The organism is Bacillus aerolatus (assembly GCF_009183655.1).
Taxonomy (GTDB): domain Bacteria; phylum Bacillota; class Bacilli; order Bacillales; family Domibacillaceae; genus Pseudobacillus; species Pseudobacillus aerolatus.
In genome coordinates, this window is the sequence record NZ_WEIO01000010.1 from 1 (window position 1) to 20,723 (window position 20,723).

A 20,723-nucleotide genomic window follows, 5' to 3' on the forward strand; every position below is an offset into this window, starting at 1 on the left:
TGTCTTCAATAGTCTGGTGGCGATAGCGAAGAGGCCACACCCGTTCCCATCCCGAACACGGAAGTTAAGCTCTTCAGCGCCGATGGTAGTTGGGGGATTCCCCCTGTGAGAGTAGGACGTTGCCAGGCGAATAAAAAAAGTGAAAGGCGCTTTTCAAGCGCCTGCAGCTAGACAAATCATTCCGCAGTAGCTCAGTGGTAGAGCAATCGGCTGTTAACCGATCGGTCGCAAGTTCGAATCTTGCCTGCGGAGCCATATATGGAGAGCTGTCCGAGCTGGCCGAAGGAGCACGATTGGAAATCGTGTAGACGGTTAACGCTGTCTCAAGGGTTCAAATCCCTTGCTCTCCGCCATTTTAATGCAGCAACCATACAATTTATTAATGGCCCCTTGGTCAAGCGGTTAAGACACCGCCCTTTCACGGCGGTAACACGGGTTCGAATCCCGTAGGGGTCACCATTTATGGAGGATTAGCTCAGCTGGGAGAGCATCTGCCTTACAAGCAGAGGGTCGGCGGTTCGATCCCGTCATCCTCCACCATTTAAGTTTTAAATATTTATATCGTCGCGGGGTGGAGCAGTCTGGTAGCTCGTCGGGCTCATAACCCGAAGGTCGCAGGTTCAAATCCTGTCCCCGCAATCTATGGTCCGGTAGTTCAGTTGGTTAGAATGCCTGCCTGTCACGCAGGAGGTCGCGGGTTCGAGTCCCGTCCGGACCGCCATTATACATACTTATTAGGCTCAGTAGCTCAGTCGGTAGAGCAATGGACTGAAAATCCATGTGTCGGCGGTTCGATTCCGTCCTGAGCCACCACTTGTGCCGGTGTAGCTCAATTGGTAGAGCAACTGACTTGTAATCAGTAGGTTGGGGGTTCAAGTCCTCTTGCCGGCACCACTTGTAAATTTTATCTATATGTGCTGGAGGGGTAGCGAAGTGGCTAAACGCGGCGGACTGTAAATCCGCTCCTTCGGGTTCGGCAGTTCGAATCTGCCCCCCTCCACCAGTTTTATAGGGGCATAGTTTAACGGTAGAACAGAGGTCTCCAAAACCTCCAGTGTGGGTTCGATTCCTACTGCCCCTGCCAATTAAATATTGTTATGGCGGTCGTGGCGAAGTGGTTAACGCATCGGATTGTGGCTCCGACACTCGGGGGTTCGATTCCCCTCGATCGCCCCATAATTTTATAGTATTAATGGGCTATAGCCAAGCGGTAAGGCAACGGACTTTGACTCCGTCATGCGCTGGTTCGAATCCAGCTAGCCCAGTATGCGGAAGTAGTTCAGTGGTAGAACACCACCTTGCCAAGGTGGGGGTCGCGGGTTCGAATCCCGTCTTCCGCTCCATTTGCTTTTTAGGGCGGCATAGCCAAGTGGTAAGGCAGAGGTCTGCAAAACCTCTATCACCGGTTCAAATCCGGTTGCCGCCTCCATATTTATGCCGGTGTGGCGGAATTGGCAGACGCGCACGACTCAAAATCGTGTTCCTCACGGAGTGCCGGTTCGATCCCGGCCACCGGTATTAACAAAACCTTTATGGTAAGACTCTCAACATCAACGTTGAGAGTCTTTTTTGTTGTAGCCATTTCTATTGCTATCGTAGGAATAGCTTCCATGGTAGCTATGATGAGCGATCATGCAGGGGCAGAAGAGAAAGAAGACTTAACGAAATTGAAAGAAGTCACGAAGCAAGGAAAAGCGGAAGCTGAATTTGATGAAAGCCAAATTAAAATTGGCGGAGAATTAAATGCGTCTTTACCACGGCTTGTAGATGGAAACGAACCACAGGTTACAGATATAATGCATAAGATGACTTATCAGAAAGTTGTTTCTGATGACAAATGGGGAGCTATTGAAATGACCTCAGAAAACATCAAGGCGATAAAGCAGCATGCATTAGAAAACGATTTTAAATCAGAAGAGTTCTTCCTTGAAATTTTAGAAAGATGGGAAGGTGGAAATTTTGATAAAGTCGATAAATATCATAATGCTTTATGGGATGCTCAAAACGGAAATATCGGTATTGCGTATGATCTTATGACTGAACAACAAGACCGGCAATTTATTGAAGAAAATTTTAGATAATAATTAATTGGGTCTTGAAAATATTCAAGGCTTATTTTATAAGGAACAATTTGTTGTAGTGCTTCACGGCAAGTTCAATCATATGACAGGATACGGGTTTGGAAATAGGTTGAGTAAAGAAAAGTCTCTTAATTCTCTTGTATTCGACAATTATTTTTTGTATAATAGAATCCATATTATTAACCGTACCTTATTTGCGGGTGTAGTTTAATGGTAAAACCTCAGCCTTCCAAGCTGATGTCGTGGGTTCGATTCCCATCACCCGCTCCATTGCATATCGTTATTAACGCAATGTTTTATTCCTTGCTGGATAAGATGTTGCGTTTTTTAATTTGATATGAAAAAACTTGATTCAAATTACTTTCTCTGAAAGGGGAAATGTTAAATGGACTATTCAGCTTTGAAAACAGAAATCATTGATTACAGCCGGGAAATCGGTATAGATAAAATTGGTTTTGCTTCCGCTGCACCTTTTGCTGAATTAAAGAATCGGCTTTTGCGCCAGCAGGAGCTGAGTTATGAATCGGGTTTTGAAGAAAAGGATATTAATAAGCGGGTCGATCCTGCTTTAATATTTGATCGACCGCGGTCCATTATTGCGATCGCATTGGCTTACCCTTCTAAAATGAAGGGTTCACTTAAAGGAAAAAAAGGAGAAAGGCGTGGAATCTTTTGCCGCGCTTCTTGGGGGGAAGATTATCACACTATTCTTCGAGACCGCTTAAATAAATTAGAGGCTTTTATTTTATCTAAGGTTCCTGAAGCCCGTTTCCGATCGATGGTAGATACTGGGGAATTGGTGGATAGGGCTGTAGCTGAGCGTGCCGGCATCGGTTGGAGTGGAAAGAACTGCTCGATTATTACACCTGAATTTGGATCGTACGTATATCTCGGAGAAATGATTACTAACTTGCCATTTGAGCCTGACACACCTGTTGAAAATCAATGTGGCACGTGCACAAAATGTATCGATGCATGCCCAACAGGTGCGTTAGTGCAAGGCGGGCAGTTAAATTCAAAACGTTGTATTGCTTTTCTGACTCAAACAAAGGATTTTATGCCTGTTGAATTTCGTGAAAAATTGGGAAACCGACTGTATGGTTGTGATACTTGTCAAACAGTCTGTCCCAAAAATAAAGGCATCGACTTTCATTTTCATGAAGAAATGGAACCCGATGCAGAAGCGGTGAAGCCGCTGCTTCAACCTTTATTAAGAATGAGCAATAAAGAGTTTAAACAAAGGTTTGGACAAATGTCCGGATCTTGGAGAGGAAAAAAGCCCATTCAGCGTAATGCAATTATCGCTCTCGCTCACTTTAAAGAGGAAGAATCCTTGCCCTCATTAATCGAAGTATTGCAAGAAGACGTCCGGCCAGTCCTAAGGGGAACAGCGGCCTGGGCCATTTCAAAAATTGGCGGCGAACCAGCCCGGGAAGCACTAATTCAGGCAAGAGATAAAGAAATTGACACAGAAGTCATACAAGAAATAGAAAAAGGCATCCGTTCCTTAAAGTAACATGAATTTCAACAAACTTGAATAAACATAGAAAAGCGGAAGCACCTGGTCAGCGGATGAGCAGGAATCGTGAGCACCGTCATTAAAGTGATGAACAACAGTCAGGAATCTTGAACGACAGTGTACAGCTCCAAAAACTTTCTTGAATCGCAAGGATGTCTGCTGGAAGGAGGACTTTTCATGTATGAAGAGCTTCGGGATGGATTAGAGCGGAGGCTGCAATTGCTCGTAGAGGATAGAGTGGATGGCGATGATGAAAAGTTTTTAAGGAAAAAGCGTTTGACTGAATTAAGGAATAGCAAGATTGTGAAGGCGAAAGCGTTTGGTAAGGTTCTTTTTGACGATGGAGAACAGATGCGTTATCTCGTTCATTATAAATATTTAATTAAGCAGGGCGAGTTTATTTATTTAGAAGAAGAAGTGGAAGAAAGAGCCGCCCGCATAGAAAATAAAGAAGTGATAGAAGATAAAGAAGCGGAATCGCCATCACTTGTTTCAACAGAATGGAATGATTTTGCTGAAGCCGCTGAAGAGTTTGAAGAGAGGCGAATATTCCATTATGACCGGCTTAAAGCAGTTCAATATGCTGAGCGCTGGTGGAACAGTAATAATCCTGCTTACAGGAACTTTGATGTAAATTGTACAAACTATATTTCTCAATGTCTACATGCAGGCGGGGCACCGATGACAGGATATCCGGACAGAAGCCGCGGCTGGTGGATAAGGGGAAACAATTGGAGCTACAGCTGGTCAGTCGCCCATGCGTTCCGCTGGTTTTTGAGTTCTGCCCAAACAGGGCTTCGTGCAGAAGAGGTCAATGAGCCGGAAAATCTGCAGCCCGGTGATGTGATTTGCTACGACTTTCAAGGAGACGGGCGGTTTGACCATACAACGATTGTGACAGCAAAAGATCGCCGGGGCATGCCGCTTGTGAATGCTCATACGACGAACAGCCGTATGCGCTACTGGAGTTATGAAGATTCCACTGCGTACACAGCGAACATAAAATATAAATTCTTTCAAATTAAAGATGATTCTTCTTAAGGTTTTAGAGTAGTGGTATAATTAATTGGTTATAGTTTAAATATGAGGTGAATGATTTTGTCTATTAACGTGGTTCTTTACCAGCCTGAAATTCCTGCGAATACCGGAAATATTGCCAGAACGTGTGCAGCTACTGACACGGTGCTTCATTTAATTCGGCCTCTCGGCTTTTCTACTGACGATAAAATGCTGCGTCGGGCAGGTTTGGATTATTGGCAATTTGTGAAGGTTGTATACTATGATTCCATAGAAGAGTTTTTTGAAAAAAACGCCGATGGGGAATTTTATTATTTAACAAAGTTCGGCGAAAACAACTATGCCGGCTTTGATTATAGCAGCCGGGAAAAAAACCATTTCTTTATCTTTGGAAAAGAAACGACGGGACTGCCGAAAAGCATCATTGCCGAAAACAAAGATCGGTGTTTGCGTATTCCAATGAATGAAAACGTAAGATCTTTGAATTTGTCCAACACGGCAGCTGTTTTAATTTATGAAGCACTGCGCCAGCAGAATTTTTTACAATTGAAGTAATGAAAAAAGCACTGCAGATCATCTGCAGTGCTTTTTTCATGAATAAGAAAGTATAAGTGTTTTGTGCTTAGTTTTGATGTCTAGCTTCAGGCGTCATCGGCTCGAGTCATAAGCCAATCAATCCAGAAGGTTAAAGAATAATCTTCCAGCCGGCTAGTCTTATGCTTATCGCCGATAGACGAACGCCTTCCGCCTTTCTTTATTATTTTGTTCCTGGCTTGTCTTCATATCCAGAGGTGAAAATTGCGGCAAGGAAGGCAGCGATCACACCTAAAATGATTAAGAAATTCATTTTATGTACCCCTTTCTTAAGAAGTCTTTTCTTGCGCACTACTTTTATTATAGCTCAAACCGTAAGTAATGGAAACGCCAACTTATTGTAAAATGTGGACAATCTTCTATTCCGCTTTTCGTTAGCATGTTCAAGGCTGTACGGGCATAAGATTTATTAATCGTTCTCTAATTACGCAAAAGCGGGAGGTCTATATGGATATCTTAAAAAAAATCGAACTATATCGTGAAGAGGAAGAAAAATTAAAGTGGGAAGGCACTTTTGCAGAATACTTGGAGATTGTTAAACAAAAGCCTTTGGTAGCCCAGTCCGCTCATTCTAGAGTTTATCATATGATTAATGACAAAGGAGTGGAGACAGAAAGCGGCCTCAATAAGTACAGTTTCTTCAGCACAGAATTATATGGATTAGAAGAAGCACTGGAACGTCTCGTGGAAGAGTATTTTCACCCGGCAGCGAAACGACTTGACGTGCGCAAGAGAATTTTACTGTTAATGGGGCCGGTCAGCGGCGGGAAATCGACGCTTGTAGCTATGCTGAAAAAAGGGATGGAAGCTTATTCAAGGACGGATCGGGGGGCTGTCTATGCGATTAAAGGCTGTCCGATGCATGAAGATCCGCTTCATTTAATTCCGGCTCATTTACGGGCAGATTTTTATCAGGAATACGGCATTCGGATTGAAGGGAATTTATCGCCGTTAAACACAATGAGGCTGCAGGAAGAGTTTGGTGGCCGAATTGAAGATGTGTTGGTCGAAAGAATCTTTTTCTCAGAAGATAAACGGGTTGGCATTGGCACATTCAGCCCATCTGATCCAAAGTCCCAGGATATCGCCGATTTGACCGGCAGCATCGACTTTTCTACGATTGCTGAATACGGCTCTGAATCTGATCCGCGTGCCTACCGTTTTGACGGTGAGTTAAATAAAGCGAACCGTGGATTAATGGAATTTCAGGAAATGCTGAAATGTGATGAAAAGTTCTTATGGCATTTGTTGTCTCTTACGCAGGAAGGGAACTTTAAGGCAGGAAGATTTGCATTAATTTCCGCTGATGAACTCATCGTTGCCCATACGAATGAAACGGAGTACCGTTCGTTTATATCCAATAAAAAGAACGAGGCACTGCACTCCCGGATTATTGTCATGCCAATTCCTTACAATTTAAAACTGTCCGAAGAGGAAAAAATTTATGAAAAAATGATTCGGGAAAGTGATGTTTCTGACGTGCATATTGCTCCGCATACGCTGAAAGTCGCTGCGATGTTTACCATTTTAACACGCTTGAAAGAACCGAAGCGCGGAGACATTGACCTCATTAAGAAAATGCGCTTGTACGATGGAGAAAGTGTGGAAGGCTACAATTCAGCTGACGTCGATCAGTTAAAGAAAGAGTACCAGGATGAAGGAATGAGCGGGATTGACCCGCGCTATGTCATTAACCGCATCTCGTCGACAATTATCCGCAAAGAAGTTGCTTCCATCAATGCACTCGATGTTCTTCGTTCATTAAAAGAAGGGCTCGATCAGCATCCATCAATTTCGAATGAACAAAGAGAAAAGTATTTGAACTTCATCTCGGCAGCCCGAAAAGAATACGATAATATTGCGAAAAAAGAAGTACAAAAAGCGTTTGTTTATTCGTATGAAGAATCAGCTAAAACGTTAATGGATAATTATTTGGATAACGTAGAAGCGTATTGTAACAAGTCAAAAATGCACGATCCGCTGACTGGGGAAGAAATCAGTCCGGATGAAAAGCTCATGCGCTCGATCGAGGAGCAAATCGGCATCTCTGAAAATGCGAAAAAAGCATTCCGCGAAGAAATTTTAATTAGAATTTCGGCGTACGCCAGAAAAGGCAAACGCTTCGATTATCATTCCCATGACAGACTGCGCGAAGCTATTCAGAAAAAGTTGTTTGCTGATTTAAAGGACATTGTGAAAATCACGACTTCTACGAAAACGCCGGATGAACAGCAGTTGAAGAAAGTCAATGAAGTGGTCGCACGTCTCATTGATGATCATGGCTATAATTCTGTATCAGCCAATGAACTGCTGCGCTATGTCGGCAGTTTGCTGAATAGATAGAAAAAGAGGCAGCCATTTTGGCCGCCCTCTTTTTTCCTTTTCAACTAGGTGTTTTTATGAACAGCTGCTATCTTGTTTATTATGCTGGATGGGATCGGGCTGACGATGATCTTCTTTTAGTTCCTGGTTTGTGCGCTGATGTTCCATTTGTTTGCCGAGTTGTTCCATCTCTTCAAAGTTTGCGGCCATAGAGCCGTTTTCAGCCTGTTTGCTTTTTTCTTCAAAAGCTATATGAATTCACCTCTTTTTATAGAAGAATACCCATACAATTTTAAGCATAAACGCATACGATAAATCTAAGGAAAGGAGAGATGATAGGAGATGAGTGAGGATTATCACGTGTCCCGTGAAAATTGGTCTCTTCACCGCAAAGGGTACGATGATCAAGAACGGCATAAAGAAAAAGTACAGGACGCTATTAAAAAGAATCTGCCTGATTTAATTACAGAAGAAAACATTATTATGTCAAACGGCGATGAAGTCATAAAGATACCCATCCGCTCCATTGAAGAATATAAAATCAGGTACAGTTATGATAAGAATAAGCATGTCGGCCAGGGAGACGGCGACAGCCAAGTAGGCGATGTTATTGCCCGGGACGGCAGTCCTGCTGACGGGCCAGGCAAAGGGAGTGGGGCTGGTGACCAGGCAGGAGAAGATTATTATGAAGCGGAAGTTTCGTTCATGGAACTGGAAAAAGCATTTTTCAGTGAGCTTGCTTTACCAAACTTGAAGAAAAAAGAGCAGGCGCCATTCACTGTGGAAGAAGTGGAGTATAATGATATCCGCAAAACTGGGTTAATGGGCAATGTAGATAAAAAGAAAACATTGATGTCTGCCTATAAACGGAATGCGCTGACTGGAGAAGCGAAATTTCATCCAATTCTTCCTGAAGATTTGAAATTCCGGACGTGGACAGAAATTGAAAAGCCACACTCGAAAGCGGTTGTGCTGGCAATGATGGATACGAGCGGAAGCATGGGTGTTTGGGAAAAGTATATGGCAAGAAGCTTCTTTTTCTGGATGGTCCGCTTTTTGCGGACTAAATATGAAACGGTGGATATTGAATTTATTGCCCATCATACGGAGGCGAAAGTAGTCAGCGAGGATCACTTTTTTTCAAAAGGAGAAAGCGGGGGGACGATCTGTTCTTCTGCATACCGGAAAGCACTGGAGCTGATCGAGGAAAAATATGATCCCGTACGCTACAATATTTATCCTTTTCATTTTTCAGACGGCGACAACTTGTCATCCGATAATTTACGATGTGTTAAATTGGTCGATGAATTAATGGAGAAATCTAATATGTTCGGTTATGGGGAGGTAAATCAGTACAACCGCAACAGTACGTTAATGAACTCGTACAAAAACATAAAAAGTGAAAAGTTCAGGCATTATATTTTAAAGCAAAAAGCAGATGTCTTTTATGCCATGAAAAGTTTCTTTGGTAAAGAAGAATGAATAAGAATACCTTGTTGAAACGGTTCACTATTTCAGCAAGGTGCTTTTTTGTTTAGTTTTTCTGTAGAAGGTAATAAATAAAATAGCAGTTAAAATAAAGGAGGAGACCATTGATGAAAAAAGAGACCGATCAGCAGCAGGAAAATAAAAATCTTTCGATTGAGCAGAAAGAAAAACGAGAGCACGGGGAAGATATTGAACCACAGCGTGAAGTTGACAAGCCAACACATTCGGATTCATGAACGGGGTGTAAAAGTTGTATTGAAGCTATAAAAAAGAAGAAGCCAGGCCGGCTTCTTCTTTTTTTATGAAATTAATGAGGCAAGAAAGTGAGCTGATAAAAGAACAAAACCGCAAACAAATAAACGAGCGGATGCACTTCGCGAAACTTTCCTTGAACTAATTTCAGCAGCGGATACGAAATGAACCCGAGGGCGATCCCTGTGGAAATACTTGAAGTTAAAGGCATGCTTAAAATAATTAAAAATGCCGGGAAAGCTTCGTCCAGCTCTTTCCAGTTAATTTTTGCGACACTTTCCATCATGAGGCAGCCGACAATAATTAACGCAGGAGCTGTAATAGCGGATAATCCGGATACAGCGCTGACGAGCGGGCCAAAAAAAGCGGACAGAGCGAATAGAATAGCCACCACAACCGCTGTAAGCCCTGTGCGGCCGCCAGCAGCTACGCCTGTCGAAGACTCGATGTACGCACTTGTCGGGCTCGTCCCAAAGACAGCGCCGGCAGAAGCAGCAACCGAGTCAGCAAGAAGTGCTTGCCGTGCCCGTGGCATCGTGTTGCCTTTCATCAAGCCTGCCTGTTCAGCAACAGCGATCATCGTGCCGGTTGTATCAAAAATCGTTACTAGTAAGAATGAAAACACAACGGCATATAATCCGTACTGAATGACATCGCTAATAGCTTCAATTGGATTGCTGATGATTAATCCTTCAGGCAGAGAAGGAGTAGAGATGACCTCTGTAATCGTTAAATGGCCGGTAAAATAAGCGAGGCCTCCTGTAATCAGCATCCCAATAAATAACGAGCCGTTTACTTTAAGCACCATCAAAACAATAGTGACAGCAAGGCCCGCTAAAGCTAATAAGGCCTGTGGGCTGTGAAGGTCGCCAAGCATCACTAAATTAGTCGGATGATCAGCAATTAATCCAGTCAGACGGAGGCCGATAAATGCGATAAACAGCCCGATTCCGGCGGTGATGCCATGTTTTAAGTTATCCGGAATAGCGATAATCAGCTTTTCACGGAATGGTGTTAATGATAAGGCCATAAAAATCAGTCCAGAAACAAAAACAGCAGCGAAAGCGGTCATATAAGTAATATCATCATGAGACCCGACGACAGAATAAGCAAAGTAAGCATTCAGTCCCATCCCGGGAGCAATGGCGATTGGATAATTTGCTAACAAGCCCATCCAAAGAGTACCGATGACCGTAGCAATGATTGTGGCAGTAAAGACTTGCTCAAACGGTACACCGGCGTCTTGCAGGATGATTGGGTTAACGATAATAATATAGACCATCGTTAAAAACGTAGTTAGTCCAGCGATCATTTCTCTTTTTACATTTGTTCCATTTTCCTGTAATTTAAACATTGGAAACCTCCAAAATACGAACGTTTAAAAGCACACTTAATATAATATTCGTTTCAATGGGCAGATGCAATATTAAAATAAAAAAAAGAGGCAGTCCAAAAAAAAGTGCCAGGCACCTTTTCGCCATATATAGTATAAAACAATTGACAATACACTATACTTTGGTTTCGAAGGGGAGCCAGGCACTTATGGAACAGCCTCTCATCATTCGGCAAATGTAATGATGGATTCAAGCGGAAGACGATCTGTAGCGCGCGCTTCTTTTAAGGCCTTGCCAATAGTAATTAGCATCGTCGGCAAGTAGCGGCTGGAAACGTTGAACTCTTTCATTAGAGCAGCGCCGTTGAAGCCGCCAATGGGACAAGTGTCCCAACCGGATGATTTAGCAGCCAGCATAAATTGCATAGCGGCGAGAGAAGAGTTTAAAATGGCTGCATCCCGCGGATACTCTTCTCGTTTATAAGCGCCGTTAATTTGTCCGGCAAGAATTTCTTTTAATTCAGGTGTCATCTCTCCGGCTGCAACAGACGGGTCAAAGACGGGATCAATGTTTTTATGGCCTTCCAAATCAGCAAGCACGCAAATGACAGCAGAAGACTCGACAATTTGCTGCTGGTTGTAAGCGATGGGGAGAAGCCGTCCTTGTGTGTCTTCGTTATTAAAAATTAAAAAGTGCCATTGCTGCAAGTTCCATGCTGAAGGTGCTCTTCCTGCAACAGCAAGCAGCCCTGTTAATTCGCTTTCAGAAATTTCAACCGCCGGATCATACACTTTCGTTGAACGCCGGCTTTGAGCTAATTCAAAAAAATCTGTCATGTATATTACCTCCAAAAAGCATTGTAATTAAATTAAAAATACTATACTATTGTTAGTTAATCACTTTTAGTAAGTACTAACAATTATCAACTTTAATAAAGAATGAACAAACAGTCAAGGAAAAGAATTCTTTTTAATTAAGAAAGGAGAGCAAGAATGCCTGGCAGCAATCAGGAAAAAATATTAATTATTTTAATGCTTGTCATTGCTTTACTTTTATTTTTTTTTATTTTAGGGAAATATGTATTGTAAAAAAACGAGCGGATATCCGCTCGTTTTTTTACAAAAATAAATCAAGTACTAAGTAAGTCAAGCCAGCGATTGTGGCAGATATCGGCAAGGTGATGATCCATGTGATTAACATGCGCTGGGCCGTTCCCCATTTAACGCCGCGAATCCGGTGAGAAGCACCAACCCCCAAAATGGAAGAAGAAATGACATGTGTCGTACTGACCGGCAAATGAATGAACGTAGCGCCGAAAATAATCGATGCCGATGTTAAATCAGCGGCCACCCCGTTAACCGGACGGATCTTCATAATTTTTCCGCCGACTGTTTTAATAATCTTCCAGCCGCCTACTGATGTACCGAGTCCCATGGCAAGGGCACAGGAAAATTGTACCCAAAATTGAATATCCGTTGTAGATTGATAGTTGTTGGCAATCAAGGCCATCGTAATAATTCCCATCGCTTTTTGAGCATCGTTTGTTCCATGCGTATACGATTGCAGCGCTGCCGTAAAGATTTGAAAATGACGAAAGCGCCGGTTTGTTTTCGGTAAGTTATTATTTTTAAATACAACCTTAAATACGCTGTAGACGATAAAACCGCCGATGAAAGCAATAATAGGCGAAATAAGCAAAGCTTGAAGAATTTTAAAGAAACCGTTGTAATTTAAAATACCGACTCCGGCAGCAGCAATCGCCGCACCCGCAATGGAGCCGATTAAAGCATGGGAAGAACTGCTTGGAATCCCGTAATACCAAGTAAGTAAATTCCAAAAAATAGCGGCAATTAAAGCGGCTAAAATAACGGTCGAGCCGTTTTCAAGCATGAAAGGATCGACGATATCTTTCGTGATCGTTTTGGCTACGCCTGTAAACGTCATCGCCCCCAAAAAGTTCATTGACGCCGCGAGTATAATGGCATGCCGCGGTTTAAGAGCTTTAGTGGAGACAGAAGTAGCGATTGCGTTCGCTGTGTCGTGGAAACCGTTAATAAAATCGAAAGCTAGAGCACAAATAACAATTAATACTGTAATGAGAAATAGAGAATCCATAAAAAGGCCGCTCCTTAAGCATTTTTCATAATGATGGTTTCAAGTGTGTTGGCGACGTCTTGACAATAATCAGCGATCTGTTCTAAATTTTCATATATTTCTTTTAACTTAATTAATTGAATCGGATCTTTTTCTGTTGCGAACAAATGCTTAACGGACTGGCGAAGTACGCCGTCACAAGCTGTTTCGTAGTCTTTAATTTTAATGACGTGTTCACGGATTGGCAACAGCTTTTTTGTTTCAAGTAAATCGACAGACTGTTCGATTTGGATGGTGCAGCCGCGAATGGCTTCAACGAATTTAAGCATATATTCATCAGCATTAATAATGGAATACATTTCAAACATTGCGGCTGTTTCTTCAAGGCCGTCAAGAACGTCATCCATACTCATCGCCAGCGCCAAAATATCTTCACGTTCGATCGGCGTAATAAACGACTGGTTCAGCTCTTTAATGACTTCATGGATTAGGCTGTCTCCTTTTGTTTCAAATTTTTTCATTTCATCATAAAAAATTTTTAAGTCACTGGCATTGTTTAATTTGTAGTCAGCAAAGTAATCAGCACTTTCTTTCAAGTTGACCGCAATAGAATTGAGCAGGATGGTGAATTTATCTTTTTTATGTTTAAACAATGTGAAAAGCCTCCTAATAGTTGAAAATGGTTAACGGAATCATTTTACTTCAATAAGGCGTGAGAAAAAAGAGTTTGTCGAAAAAAGGAAAAAAATTGTTTGGTCAAACAGCGGCCAGCAAGTCTATTATTCGCTTCCATTCCTATTTGGCGGTAAAATAGAAGAGAGAAAGAAAGGAGGAACAATGATGAAAATTGCTGCAAACTTGCAAGATACCTTGACGCTTGACAATGGACTGGCTATTCCACAAGTTGGTCTCGGTGTTTACAAAATGACAGATGAAATTGAGGCGAATTTCGCGATTCAATCTGCGCTTCGCACCGGTTACCGTCTGATTGATACGGCAGCCATTTATGAAAATGAACAAACTGTCGGTGATGCGGTTAAAGAAAGCGGGATCAGCCGCGAAGAGATTTTTATTACCTCGAAAGTCTGGAATAGCGATCAAGGCTTTGATCAAACACTAAAAGCATTTGAAGTCTCATTAAATAAGCTGCAAACGAATTATATGGATTTATATTTAATTCATTGGCCTGGGAAAGATAAGTACAAAGAAACATGGCGTGCACTCGAACGTTTGTACAACGAAGGAGTCGTGAAAGCGATTGGCGTTTGTAACTTTCAAATTCACCATCTTGAAGAGTTGATGGCCGGCAGCAATGAAAAGCCTGTTATTAACCAGATAGAAAACCATCCGTATTTAACGCAGGAAGAATTACGAACGTACTGCCGGGACAAAAATATCGCCGTCGAAGCATGGTCGCCAATTGCCCGTAATCAGCTGGCAGCTGAGCCGACGTTAAATCATTTGGCGAAAAAGTACAATAAATCAGTATCTCAAATTATTTTGCGCTGGCACCTGCAAAATGGCACGATTATCATTCCAAAATCTGTCCACCCGGACCGGATTAAAGAAAATATTGACTTGTTTGATTTTCAGCTTTCCGTAGAGGACATGAAAAATATCAGCGCATTAAATAAGGGAGAGCGACTTGGGCCGGACCCCGATATCTTTGATATTGGTTTTTAATCCATAAGGCGGCTCTATAAGTGCCAGGCTAAAATGCCTGGCACTTTACTGTTCAGTTGAAAAAAGAAAACAGATCATCAGGGATGGCAGCCCGGCACACAATTTTTTCTCCCGTAAAAGGGTGGGGTATGTCAATTTCAATTGCATGAAGGGCTTGTCTGTTGACAATCGGCTTTCCACCGTAAAGACGGTCCCCAATTAACGGGTGGCCGATAGCCGAAAAGTGAACGCGAATTTGATGAGTCCGTCCGGTAGTAAGGTGGCATTTTACTATGGAAAGCTTTCGGTTTTTATCTTTTTTCAGCACTTCGAAATGAGTAAGAGCGGATTGGCCCGATGGCGAGACGCGCCTTCTGGAAGGATGATGCCTGTCTTTACCAATTGGTTGATTGATCGTTCCTTTTGATTGTTGAACCATGCCATGGACAGCAGCCAAGTATGTTCGTTTAATGAGACGTTCTTCCAGCAAGCGGGAAAGAACGGTGTAGGCGGCTTCATGCTTGGCAAATAAAACAGCACCTGATGTATGTTCATCAAGGCGATGGACGTGGCGGATGAAGCAGCGCTCACCGGATGATTGCACATGAAATGCTACAGCATTTAACAGCGAATTTGTTTCCGTTGGATCATTCGGATGTGTTTTCATGCCCGGCGGTTTATTAGCAACGAGCAAATGATCATCTTCATATAAAATATCTACGTCAACAAATGCAGGAACAGGGCTTTCTCCGTGCCAATGAAACAACGGCACTTGCAGCACATCTCCCGCTGCAAGGGGTGCTTGCCAGTCAGCCGTTTTCCCGTTTAACTTAACTGCCTTATCCATTCTCCATTCATGAACCATTTTTTTGGAAAGCTTCCATATACACTTGAAAACAGACTGAACTGTTTTTTCAGCCCATTCCTTGGGAACGACGAGTTCATAAATAGAACCTTTTCTATTGGTGTTATACAAAGTGTTTCCCGCCTTTACTTAATCTCTGCCCCGTTTCACAAAATTACCAACATTCTTGAGTGAGTTATATGTTATTCTTAAAACATCATGTCATTAAACAGACGCAGCAGAGAAGGTGTTTTTTTGAAAGTACTTATCGCCTCTACTATGGAGCAGGAAGAAAAAATCACAGAATTAATCAGGCAATTAAAAGAAGAAATCTTTCCTCGTTTCTTCGAGATGGAAGAATTAGAGAGAATGTGTGAGTATGGCGTGCTTCACTTGACAGAAAGCCACTTTGAACTATTCAGCACTCTTCGGGACGCTTTTCAATTAATCGCCAGCCTGCAGACGATTATCTCTATTCTTGAAACAGAAGAGCCTGCCAGTCTGCCACCGCATTATCAAGAGATGTTTGAAAGAAATACGATGATTTTGCAAGAGTTTGACGTTAGCTTTCCCTTCTTTCTCAGCCATTTTACCAATAAAAAGAGTCATGTGTCTTATTTAGCCTATGCCACTCCTGCCAATACATTTTTAATTTGAGTCTTCCGCCAGCCGGAAGGCTTTTTTTGCTTAGGAAACGGTAAAATAATCGCATGGTGATCGCCTTTGCGAATAGAGCGGGTATACGTCCAGCTCCAGCGTCTAGTCCCTCGAGGTCAAATAACCTTTCACCAATGAAGTCAAAAACGGACTTCCTCGGTGAAAGAACATTTGCTTGTCGGGACTGGTCGAGGCGCTTCCGCTTTTGTTCATAAAAAACCCCTGTTGCCAAGAACAGGGGAAGAAGTATTATTCCTTTTTATGGGCTTCCAAAAAATGTTCGAAGTTTTCTTTTGGGTGGCTGCCGACAAGGCGTTCTTGTTCCACGCCGTTTTTAAAATAAACCAAAGTCGGCGTGGATTCTATTTGATACTCATTCCAGCCGTCTTCAAACTCAAGCAAATTGAACTGTTTTACATCGACATTTTTATCTTTAGCGACGGGCATTAAGACAGGCGTTGTTTTCTGGCAGTGGGGGCATGTCGGGCTGTAAAAATAAACAAAAGCATCTTCGCCATTTTTCAGCTTTTCTTCCAATTCGTTCGGCAAAATCAAGTTGCTGTAATTCGGGTCATCCAGCTGCTTAATCGTTTCGGGATGAAGTTCTTTTTTGCCGTAAGGATTGTCTTTAGATGCCTCATTTTGTTGATATTTAGTTAGAAAAACGATAGCCGCAAATACAAGAAGAATGAGTGCAGCAAAAATGATAATTTTTTTCATATTACGCGTCGTCCTTTCTTTTGATGATCATCATGCTTGTTACAAAAATAATAATAAATGCTGTAAGAGCTAAAAAGGGAATCGTAATAAAACCAAACCAATTAATATAAATCCCTGTACAAGGCACTCTGCCGCAAGCCGGAGCTGAGGTTGAAAGAAAGTCAATCTTTTGAATCGCATAATGGTAAAGAGAAATACCCCCTCCTACTGCTGAAAGAAGCAGCGAGTAGCGGGCAGCCGTTTCATCTTTTTTGATGATGGCAAGTCCCAAAATTAGGACGAGCGGGTACATCAATATCCGCTGATACCAACAAAGTTCACATGGTTCATACTTCATTACTTCCGAAAAATATAAGCTGCCGAGCATCGAAATAAAGGAAGTTCCCCAAGCGGTTAGAAGCAAATTTTCTTTTTTCATATGTTCTCCTTCTCTGTACAAATTCCCTTAGACGATTATAATCTTAACAGCTGAAAAAAGTAAAATAATCAGAACCGGCAAAAAGCCGGCCAATTAAACAAGCGGCCTGAAAGGATAATGGAAATCCTTGTGGGCCGCTTGTTACTGGTGGAATTCTGTTAGGCGTCTAATGAGTTGGCATATTCGACATAGTGGAATAATGTATAAAATGTTTTTTCCACAGCAGAATAAGAATTAGGAAACGAGCGGGCGTGAAGAAAATGCTCAATCTTCTTTGACAGTAAGTGATCTTTCGTCCGCACCATTAATATCAGCAAGTTGTCCCAATCCGAACGATGAACGTAATACAGCACGCGGTCATAATCCGTGTAATCCAATTCTGATCCCCCCCTGTAGAGGAATTATCTTTATTATGTTCCTGAGCCAGCAAAACTCTCTCTGTAAATAATGGGAGGGAAGGCTGCCGGAAAAGAGAAATAGAATTCAATGGAAAAGAGGGTATGACCTTTTGCTTTTTTTCATAAGTATTTGTTAAAGGGCAAAAAGGGGGAAACAAAAATGAATAAGGCAGAAATGAAAGACCTTCAATATGCCATTGATGAAATTACAGAAATTGCATCAGGGTTCGGTCTGGATTTTTATCCAATGAGGTACGAAATCTGCCCGGCGGAAATTATTTATACATTTGGTGCTTACGGCATGCCGACCCGTTTTTCACACTGGAGCTTTGGAAAGCAGTTTTTTAAAATGAAGCTGCAATACGATCTTGGGTTGAGCAAAATATATGAACTCGTCATTAACTCTAATCCATGTTACGCTTTTTTACTCGATACGAATTCACTTATCCAAAATAAATTAATTGTTGCCCACGTGCTTGCTCACTGTGATTTCTTTAAAAATAATGCTCGCTTCCAGCAGACGAACAGGCATATGGTAGAAAGTATGGCAGCGACCGCTGACCGAATCCGTCAGTACGAAATCGATCACGGAAAAGAAACAGTGGAACAATTTTTAGATGCCGTCCTGGCGGTCGAAGAGCATATTGATCCTTCTTTGCTGCGGCGGAGGTTATCCTGGCAGACAGAAGAAGCTGAAGAGGAACTGGAAAAAAAGAGGGGACCGTATGACGATTTATGGATGCTCGATGGATCAGAAAAACTGGAGGTTGTACCTCAGAAGCCGAAAAAAACAATACCGCCTCGGCCAGAAAAAGACCTTATGCTTTTCATTGAACAATACAGCCGCTACCTTGAAGACTGGCAGCGTGACATTATGACGATGGTGCGGGAAGAAATGCTTTATTTCTGGCCGCAGCTGGAGACAAAAATTATGAATGAAGGCTGGGCTTCGTATCGCAAAGATGTTTAAAAAGAAAGCGATTATTGTCTCTATTTCCTTAAAGGAATATTGGTAATATTGAGCGCGATTATGTTAATATATGGAAATTAGTGAAGTGTGATTCATTTCCAACAATTATACTTATAGGAATAATACGGAATTACATAATTGTTACCGATTAATATCCCAAAAAAAGTCAGTGTGAAATTTATGTAAAGCGTTAGAAGGATAGTTAGTTCAATAAAAGAGCTAATTATTTTTTTGTTTAAGGAATTCAACATGTAAATAAATCTAGATAAAATAATAAAAACACTACGAATCGCTTTTATTAAAGGGAAAATCGGAATTTAATTATCCTGCTTTCTTAGTGGTAAAAGGATAATTTAAATTGAAAGGGGGAAAATAAACCTGATTATAATTTAAGGTGATGTAAATGAATAAAAGTATTTCTTTTGTATTGTTTGTATGCAGTATTTTGGTTTTAGGGATAAATAATGAAACAACATATGCAAATTCGAACGATAAACCTCAACCTCTGGAAGAAATCTACCCCAAAATTGGATATAAAACGGCAGAAGAGGCTATAAAGGATTTTGAACGGCATTTTAAACAAAATTTGGAACTTCCTCTTAGGATTCCACCTATAAATTTTACACATAATTTCGGTAGGTTTAGTGATTTAGATGGTGACGTGAATGACTCTTTAGAAGTTATATTTGTAAATGATAAATCACCTCAAAATCATTACAAAATTGATGTTCGGCCTGTTAAAGATAAAATCCCAATAAGTGATAAGTATGTTCTAAGGAATTACACGCTAAAGAACAAGAATAAAGCACTGTACATGAATATTTCGGGCTTAAATGTGCTAGCTTTCGAAACAGATAATTGGCAATATATGCTTGGAATCGATAAGAGAGTTTCTGACAAGGTGACTCCTGAAGTGTTAGTGGAGATAGCTAATTCAATTAATCGCTAAGAGAACAGCAAAGCCCCTTAAATTAAATAGGTGCGTTAATTTAGGATGCATAAAAGGAAACCACCAATTATCTAAATTGGTGGTTTCCTTTTACTTTACTGGATATAATTTATGAATTTCTAATTGAGGAAACAAAGGAAATTTGGCTATAACAATTTATGATCAACGGTTGCAGGAAAGTAAATTTGCAATCAATATAAGGATTTAACTATGTATGAAAACAAAGATTATTATTAGTAAATACTAGAATAAAGTGTAAGTTGAAGTTGTGAATTTAATCATTTGTTTAAGGAGCGTTATAACTATTATTTAGGCATCATATCATGTAGGAATTCAAGGTAAGTACTTTAATTGGAATCTAATGGTTATTTAGAGGTTCTTTTTATGGGAAAATTTAAACTTGTGGAAAGGATTAGATGGTATAATAGAATTATTCATGTTAAAAGCGAGGAAAAAAGATGTCAAAGTATTTTCTATTTCTAGATGAAAGCACTACTCATAGCTCAGGATTCAATAATCCTGTATTTTGTGTCGCTGGATTTATAATAAAGGAAGAGGATTATGAAAAAATCCTGATACCAAAGTTAGATGAACTTAAGTCAAAAATCTGGCAGGATTTAGCGAATCCCACTTCAATTGTTCTTCATGAAAAAGAGATAAGAGAAGCGCAAAATAGAATGCATCGAATTAATACTGTAAAGCCGCACTTTCAAAGATTTCGGCAAAACGGGAACTCTAGATTACTTTTCAGCGAACTTTCGAAATTATTTCAAGCTCTTCCATGTACTATTATAGGTGCTTGCATTGATATGGATTCGTTAAAAAATCATTTTGATCCTGCTTGTAGTACGGAAACTTATCTAACTGCAATGCAGATTATTCTAGAGAACTATTGTCATTTTTTACATAAAAATAATGGAATTGGATATGTTTTTGCGGAATCCAGAGCAGCGCAAGACACAGCGGTTAGAATGCATTTTAATCATGTAAAAGCAATGGGGTCTATGTTTGTCAGTCCGCATGCGATGCAAACTTATTTGAGGGAAATCGAATTTCCTCCGAAGTCTTCTAATAACCCTGGTTTGCAAGTAGCAGATTTTATACCAAACCCGTTTGCACGAAACGCTCTGCAAAAAAAGCAGAATAAGTTTAACGTTTATAAAGAGATAAGAAAGCTTAGATATGAAGGTGGGTTGAAAAGGTTTGATCGATTTGGAATTAAAATTATGCCCTGACTTCTAAATTTTATGTTTACAAGCCCTTTTTTTGTGCTATAATTTTAACGAAAGGGATTGAGGAGCGTTGCAGCTTTGCACATGATTCATTTCATGGATGTTGTTTGGTATCCGAAAGGGTATCAATAATATCGTCGCTTACGGGCAAACCCTTTTTTCTTTTGTAAAC

At 41.1% G+C, this 20,723-nt stretch carries 20 protein-coding genes, 16 tRNA genes, 1 rRNA gene and 1 pseudogene; 29 read left to right on the top strand and 9 right to left on the bottom strand.

The genetic code is table 11. The annotated features are described in order from the left end of the window. The first annotated feature begins 12 nt into the window (after window positions 1-12). From rrf to F9802_RS15095, 22 genes are all read left to right on the top strand, one after another. Window positions 13-128: ribosomal RNA gene (rrf, locus tag F9802_RS14990) — 5S ribosomal RNA — on the top strand. A 52-nt stretch (window positions 129-180) separates the two neighbouring features. Beyond that, window positions 181-255: transfer RNA gene (locus F9802_RS14995), tRNA-Asn, on the top strand. Between the two features lie 5 nt (window positions 256-260). Continuing rightward, window positions 261-353: transfer RNA gene (locus tag F9802_RS15000), tRNA-Ser, on the top strand. Window positions 354-384: 31 nt separating this feature from the next. Next, window positions 385-459 (top strand) — tRNA-Glu (locus tag F9802_RS15005). Between the two features lie 5 nt (window positions 460-464). After that, window positions 465-540: transfer RNA gene (locus tag F9802_RS15010), tRNA-Val, on the top strand. 25 nt (window positions 541-565) lie between these two features. Further along, window positions 566-639 (top strand) — tRNA-Met (locus F9802_RS15015). Window positions 640-644: 5 nt separating this feature from the next. After that, window positions 645-721, top strand: a tRNA-Asp gene (locus tag F9802_RS15020). Window positions 722-737: 16 nt separating this feature from the next. Then, window positions 738-813, top strand: a tRNA-Phe gene (locus tag F9802_RS15025). Between the two features lie 5 nt (window positions 814-818). Then, window positions 819-894: transfer RNA gene (locus tag F9802_RS15030), tRNA-Thr, on the top strand. Between the two features lie 25 nt (window positions 895-919). Further along, window positions 920-1,003, top strand: a tRNA-Tyr gene (locus tag F9802_RS15035). A gap of 7 nt (window positions 1,004-1,010) precedes the next feature. Continuing rightward, window positions 1,011-1,084 (top strand) — tRNA-Trp (locus tag F9802_RS15040). Between the two features lie 16 nt (window positions 1,085-1,100). Beyond that, window positions 1,101-1,176, top strand: a tRNA-His gene (locus F9802_RS15045). 17 nt (window positions 1,177-1,193) lie between these two features. Continuing rightward, a tRNA-Gln gene (locus F9802_RS15050) sits at window positions 1,194-1,265 on the top strand. Between the two features lie 3 nt (window positions 1,266-1,268). After that, window positions 1,269-1,343, top strand: a tRNA-Gly gene (locus F9802_RS15055). A gap of 12 nt (window positions 1,344-1,355) precedes the next feature. Then, window positions 1,356-1,429: transfer RNA gene (locus F9802_RS15060), tRNA-Cys, on the top strand. A gap of 7 nt (window positions 1,430-1,436) precedes the next feature. Then, window positions 1,437-1,518: transfer RNA gene (locus F9802_RS15065), tRNA-Leu, on the top strand. 92 nt (window positions 1,519-1,610) lie between these two features. Further along, window positions 1,611-2,081, top strand: a complete 471-nt coding sequence (locus tag F9802_RS15070) for a DUF6241 domain-containing protein (RefSeq protein ID WP_152153427.1) — start codon at window positions 1,611-1,613, stop codon at window positions 2,079-2,081. A 196-nt stretch (window positions 2,082-2,277) separates the two neighbouring features. Further along, window positions 2,278-2,351 (top strand) — tRNA-Gly (locus F9802_RS15075). A gap of 115 nt (window positions 2,352-2,466) precedes the next feature. Next, a complete protein-coding gene (queG, locus tag F9802_RS15080; protein WP_152153429.1) occupies window positions 2,467-3,597 on the top strand; it encodes a tRNA epoxyqueuosine(34) reductase QueG in 1,131 nt (376 codons plus the stop codon). 180 nt (window positions 3,598-3,777) lie between these two features. Further along, on the top strand, window positions 3,778-4,641 hold the full coding sequence (locus F9802_RS15085) for an amidase domain-containing protein (protein ID WP_152153431.1): 864 nt from the start codon (window positions 3,778-3,780) through the stop codon (window positions 4,639-4,641). Window positions 4,642-4,698: 57 nt separating this feature from the next. Further along, entirely contained in the window at window positions 4,699-5,172 is a 474-nt protein-coding gene (trmL, locus tag F9802_RS15090; RefSeq protein WP_152153433.1) for a tRNA (uridine(34)/cytosine(34)/5-carboxymethylaminomethyluridine(34)-2'-O)-methyltransferase TrmL, read from the top strand. Between the two features lie 486 nt (window positions 5,173-5,658). Beyond that, window positions 5,659-7,554, top strand: coding sequence for a PrkA family serine protein kinase (locus F9802_RS15095; protein WP_152153435.1), 1,896 nt, complete (start codon window positions 5,659-5,661; stop codon window positions 7,552-7,554). A gap of 54 nt (window positions 7,555-7,608) precedes the next feature. Here the strand turns inward: F9802_RS15095 and F9802_RS20100 are convergent, their stop codons facing one another. After that, window positions 7,609-7,743, bottom strand: a complete 135-nt coding sequence (locus F9802_RS20100; RefSeq protein WP_263862313.1) for a hypothetical protein — start codon at window positions 7,741-7,743, stop codon at window positions 7,609-7,611. Window positions 7,744-7,875: 132 nt separating this feature from the next. Here F9802_RS20100 and yhbH point away from each other — a divergent pair, with 132 nt between their 5' ends. Together yhbH and F9802_RS15105 are read left to right on the top strand one after the other, a co-directional pair. Further along, complete coding sequence (yhbH, locus tag F9802_RS15100; protein WP_152153437.1) at window positions 7,876-9,015, top strand: sporulation protein YhbH; 1,140 nt, start codon at window positions 7,876-7,878, stop codon at window positions 9,013-9,015. Window positions 9,016-9,125: 110 nt separating this feature from the next. Beyond that, window positions 9,126-9,257, top strand: a complete 132-nt coding sequence (locus F9802_RS15105) for a 3-methyladenine DNA glycosylase (protein WP_404799176.1) — start codon at window positions 9,126-9,128, stop codon at window positions 9,255-9,257. Window positions 9,258-9,328: 71 nt separating this feature from the next. On the opposite strand, the gene F9802_RS15110 is transcribed toward F9802_RS15105, so the two are convergent. The 4 genes from F9802_RS15110 to F9802_RS15125 form a co-directional block, all read right to left on the bottom strand. Then, window positions 9,329-10,627, bottom strand: a complete 1,299-nt coding sequence (locus F9802_RS15110; protein WP_152153439.1) for an NCS2 family permease — start codon at window positions 10,625-10,627, stop codon at window positions 9,329-9,331. Window positions 10,628-10,831: 204 nt separating this feature from the next. Next, complete coding sequence (locus tag F9802_RS15115; protein ID WP_152153441.1) at window positions 10,832-11,443, bottom strand: nitroreductase family protein; 612 nt, start codon at window positions 11,441-11,443, stop codon at window positions 10,832-10,834. A gap of 280 nt (window positions 11,444-11,723) precedes the next feature. After that, on the bottom strand, window positions 11,724-12,722 hold the full coding sequence (locus tag F9802_RS15120) for an inorganic phosphate transporter (protein WP_152153443.1): 999 nt from the start codon (window positions 12,720-12,722) through the stop codon (window positions 11,724-11,726). A gap of 14 nt (window positions 12,723-12,736) precedes the next feature. Then, a complete protein-coding gene (locus tag F9802_RS15125; protein WP_152153445.1) occupies window positions 12,737-13,354 on the bottom strand; it encodes a DUF47 domain-containing protein in 618 nt (205 codons plus the stop codon). 193 nt (window positions 13,355-13,547) lie between these two features. On the opposite strand from F9802_RS15125, the gene F9802_RS15130 reads away from it, so the two are divergent. Next, entirely contained in the window at window positions 13,548-14,384 is an 837-nt protein-coding gene (locus F9802_RS15130; RefSeq protein WP_152153739.1) for an aldo/keto reductase, read from the top strand. A gap of 52 nt (window positions 14,385-14,436) precedes the next feature. On the opposite strand, the gene F9802_RS15135 is transcribed toward F9802_RS15130, so the two are convergent. Further along, the gene (locus F9802_RS15135; protein ID WP_152153447.1) at window positions 14,437-15,339 is read right to left on the bottom strand and encodes an RluA family pseudouridine synthase; all 903 of its coding nucleotides are present in this window, start codon (window positions 15,337-15,339) and stop codon (window positions 14,437-14,439) included. Window positions 15,340-15,462: 123 nt separating this feature from the next. On the opposite strand from F9802_RS15135, the gene F9802_RS15140 reads away from it, so the two are divergent. Then, entirely contained in the window at window positions 15,463-15,864 is a 402-nt protein-coding gene (locus F9802_RS15140; protein WP_152153449.1) for a DUF5365 family protein, read from the top strand. A gap of 249 nt (window positions 15,865-16,113) precedes the next feature. On the opposite strand, the gene F9802_RS15145 is transcribed toward F9802_RS15140, so the two are convergent. The 3 genes from F9802_RS15145 to F9802_RS15155 all read right to left on the bottom strand — a co-directional run bounded on the left by F9802_RS15145 (window position 16,114) and on the right by F9802_RS15155 (window position 17,379). Further along, window positions 16,114-16,584 (bottom strand): thioredoxin family protein, encoded by a 471-nt coding sequence (locus tag F9802_RS15145; protein WP_152153451.1) that lies wholly within the window; start codon window positions 16,582-16,584, stop codon window positions 16,114-16,116. A gap of 1 nt (window position 16,585) precedes the next feature. Continuing rightward, window positions 16,586-17,002, bottom strand: coding sequence for a disulfide formation protein C (locus tag F9802_RS15150; protein WP_152153453.1), 417 nt, complete (start codon window positions 17,000-17,002; stop codon window positions 16,586-16,588). A 158-nt stretch (window positions 17,003-17,160) separates the two neighbouring features. Next, a complete protein-coding gene (locus tag F9802_RS15155; protein ID WP_152153455.1) occupies window positions 17,161-17,379 on the bottom strand; it encodes a YhdB family protein in 219 nt (72 codons plus the stop codon). A 181-nt stretch (window positions 17,380-17,560) separates the two neighbouring features. On the opposite strand from F9802_RS15155, the pseudogene F9802_RS15160 reads away from it, so the two are divergent. The 3 genes and pseudogenes from F9802_RS15160 to F9802_RS15170 all read left to right on the top strand — a co-directional run. Beyond that, window positions 17,561-18,355, top strand: a pseudogene (locus F9802_RS15160) (SpoVR family protein); the annotation flags it as partial. Between the two features lie 418 nt (window positions 18,356-18,773). Beyond that, window positions 18,774-19,319 carry a hypothetical protein gene (locus tag F9802_RS15165; RefSeq protein WP_152153459.1) on the top strand — a complete coding sequence of 182 codons (546 nt, stop codon included), beginning with the start codon at window positions 18,774-18,776 and terminating at the stop codon, window positions 19,317-19,319. A gap of 458 nt (window positions 19,320-19,777) precedes the next feature. After that, window positions 19,778-20,554, top strand: coding sequence for a DUF3800 domain-containing protein (locus tag F9802_RS15170; RefSeq protein ID WP_152153461.1), 777 nt, complete (start codon window positions 19,778-19,780; stop codon window positions 20,552-20,554). The last annotated feature ends 169 nt before the right edge of the window (window positions 20,555-20,723 follow it).